Source organism: Vibrio sp. V08_P9A1T1, from assembly GCF_963874405.1.
Taxonomy (GTDB): Bacteria; Pseudomonadota; Gammaproteobacteria; order Enterobacterales; family Vibrionaceae; genus Vibrio; species Vibrio anguillarum.
This window is the reverse complement of the sequence record NZ_CAWNIB010000185.1, coordinates 1-3,275: the sequence shown is the minus strand read 5'-3', so window position 1 is coordinate 3,275 and position 3,275 is coordinate 1. Positions and strand designations below refer to the sequence as shown.

The following is a 3,275-nucleotide window of genomic DNA, read 5'->3' as shown; positions in this document are numbered from 1 at the left end:
GGATTTTAGAGAACAAATGCGCTTACGAGCTGATCCGATGACTTCATCATCATGTCTCTCTTAGCAGTATGAAATCATATCTCTATCCGTTATTACACTTGATTATGTCGCTGTTTATAGAGACACCCTTAGTTTCCTATCATTTGTTAAGCTCTGCGTTAATGAGCAGAAGATCAAAATAATGAGTTAATTAACAAAAAACGATATTGCAAGTAACAAAATTGTGTTCGAACGCTCATAAATGCTGTTTTTTAATTTTCGTGGGAAGAAAAATGTGCAAAATTTGCCACACACAAACATTGTGTACACAAAAAATAAACAAGGACACTTACTATGACTCGAACAAAACAACATACTCTTCTCGGAGAGTGTATCGCGGAGTTTATCGGCACCGGATTGCTGATTTTTTTCGGTGTAGGCTGTGTTGCTGCCTTAGTTCTTACTGGCGCACAATTTGGTCAGTGGGAAATCAGCATCATGTGGGGCTTAGGTGTGGCAATTGCCATCTATTGCACTGCGGGTGTTTCTGGAGCTCACATTAATCCGGCGGTGACCATTGCACTGGCCGCCTTCCACGGCTTCAACAAAGCAAAAGTACTTCCCTATATTGCGGCGCAAATGCTCGGTGCATTCTGCTCTGCTGCTCTGGTTTACGGCTTGTACAGCAACCTTTTTACTGATTATGAAATCGCACACAATTTTGTACGCAGCAGTCAAGAAGCGTTAGCCACAGCGGGTATTTTTTCTACCTACCCTAATGCTTCATTATCATTTGTTGGTGCATTGGCGGTCGAATTTGTCATCACAGCAGTACTAATGTTCGCTATTTTGGCACTAGGTGATGAAAATAACGGCGCACATCGCAATGCAATGAACCCATTGCTGATTGGTATTCTGATTGCGGTTATCGGTGGTTCACTTGGCCCATTGACTGGTTTTGCGATGAACCCTGCGCGTGATTTTGGCCCTAAATTGTTTGCCTACTTAGCTGGCTGGGACTACGCACTAACAGGTGCAAAAGATATCCCATACTTCATCGTACCTATCATTGCTCCTATTGCTGGTGCCTGTTTTGGGGCATGGGCTTACCCTAAATTTATTGGCGCGTACTTACCCACTGTCGGCGTAGGCTGCACCATTCCAAACCAGTGTGATGACGTAGAAGAAAGTGAGCAAGCTCACGTCTAAAATAACGACAACACTTTATAAAACGATTAACGTGAAAGATAAGGAAAAGACCATGACTGAGCAGAAATATATTGTTGCCCTTGACCAAGGAACAACAAGCTCACGTGCTGTAGTGTTAGATCATGATGCTAACATTGTCAGTGTTTCTCAGCGTGAATTTACCCAGATCTACCCTCAAGCTGGCTGGGTTGAACATGATCCACTGGAAATTTATGCGACGCAAAGTTCGACGCTAGTAGAAGCACTTGGCAAAGCTGGTATTCGCAGTGATGAAATTGCGGCGATTGGTATTACCAACCAACGTGAAACTACGGTGGTGTGGAACAAAGAAACGGGTAAACCAGTCTACAATGCGATTGTATGGCAATGTCGACGTACCGCATCCATTTGTGAAGAATTGAAAGCCCGCCCAGGGCTAGAAGAGTACATTCGTGAGAATACAGGCCTAGTGCTTGACCCTTACTTCTCTGGCACCAAAATCAAATGGATTTTGGATAATGTCGAAGGGGCTCGTGAAGACGCCGAGGCTGGAAAACTGCTGTTTGGTACAATTGACTCGTGGCTCGTTTGGAACATGACACAAGGCCGTGTTCACGTTACGGATTATACCAATGCCTCTCGCACTATGCTTTTCAATATCAACAACTTGCATTGGGATGAGAAAATCCTAAAAGAGTTTGATATTCCTTTGTCTATGATGCCTGAAGTGAAGAAATCTTCCGAAGTTTACGGCCAAACCAACATTGGTGGTAAAGGCGGGACACGTATTCCTATTGCTGGAATTGCGGGTGACCAGCAAGCTGCGCTTTATGGGCAGATGTGTGTTGAGGCGGGTCAAGCAAAAAATACTTACGGCACTGGCTGTTTCTTATTGATGAACACAGGTAAAGAGAAAGTCACCTCACATAATGGCTTGCTAACAACTCTAGCTTGTGGCCCTGCTGGTGAACCTCACTACGCGCTTGAAGGTGCAGTCTTTATGGGCGGTGCATCGATTCAATGGTTGCGTGATGAATTGAAACTGATTTCAGATGCGCATGACTCAGAATATTTCGCTACGAAAGTTGATACGGCCAACGGCGTTTATGTTGTGCCAGCGTTTACTGGTTTAGGCGCACCGTATTGGGATGCTTATGCCCGTGGTACGATTGTTGGTTTAACGCGTGGCGTGAATTCGAACCATATTATTCGTGCGACCTTGGAAAGTGTCGCTTACCAAACACGTGATGTACTTGATGCAATGCAAGCTGATTCTGGTATTAAACTGTCTGCGTTACGCGTAGACGGTGGCGCGGTAGCCAATAATTTCTTAATGCAATTCCAATCAGATGTGCTTGATACCGAAGTACACCGTCCTAAAGTGACGGAAGTGACCGCGCTAGGAGCCGCCTATTTAGCTGGTCTTGCGGTTGGCTTTTGGGGAAGCTTGGATGAGCTTGCTGATAAAGCCGTGATCGATAAAACATTCGTTCCTCATCAAGATGAAGAGAAGCGCGATCGTCGCTATAAAGGTTGGAAACGTGCGGTGAAATGTGCTCAAGCTTGGGCAACTATGCACGATGACGAAGAGTAATACTTAGCCTTATGGCCTCTATGTATCCCCCTGCTAGAGGCTTTTTGCTTGGCTATTTATGCTTTTGCTCTCTGATTTATCGATAAAAATGCTCTGTCATCGTGGCAGAGCATTTTTTTACACGTCAATTTTTATTATTTTGGGTTTATCATGCAGCGCTTTTGGCGTCAGCCGTTTTTTTTTCTCGTTGCATCTTTGCTAAAAAGTAGATATTTACGCAGGCGATAAAACCGTTGGTGAGCACTACAGGCCATGAATCAATCATTAGTCCGTAAGCGGTAAACAGTGCACAACCAACAAAATTAAGAATACGCAGTTTAACGATATCTTTCATTGTCAGCGAGATTGCCACCATGATCGAAGCTGCATAGCCCAAAATTTCAACCACATTCATTTCCATAATTTGACCCTCTTAATATATGCCGAACGATGTCGGTACCAATCTTCTCGCCGTGAGATAAGTGAGGAAGCTCCGTGCCTCGAATGGTCATAATTGATTTACTGTGTATAAATA

At 44.2% G+C, this 3,275-nt stretch carries 3 protein-coding genes; 2 read left to right on the top strand and 1 reads right to left on the bottom strand.

Features of this window, described 5'->3' with window-relative positions:
- Positions 1-333 precede the first annotated feature (333 nt).
- Together AACT21_RS08055 and glpK are read left to right on the top strand one after the other, a co-directional pair.
- Complete coding sequence (locus AACT21_RS08055; protein ID WP_010319894.1) at positions 334-1,188, top strand: MIP/aquaporin family protein; 855 nt, start codon at positions 334-336, stop codon at positions 1,186-1,188.
- A gap of 52 nt (positions 1,189-1,240) precedes the next feature.
- Positions 1,241-2,761 (top strand): glycerol kinase GlpK, encoded by a 1,521-nt coding sequence (gene glpK / locus AACT21_RS08050; protein ID WP_026029114.1) that lies wholly within the window; start codon positions 1,241-1,243, stop codon positions 2,759-2,761.
- A 148-nt stretch (positions 2,762-2,909) separates the two neighbouring features.
- Here glpK and AACT21_RS08045 read toward each other — a convergent pair whose 3' ends face one another.
- Positions 2,910-3,161 (bottom strand): YgjV family protein, encoded by a 252-nt coding sequence (locus AACT21_RS08045; protein ID WP_013867916.1) that lies wholly within the window; start codon positions 3,159-3,161, stop codon positions 2,910-2,912.
- Positions 3,162-3,275 lie beyond the last annotated feature (114 nt).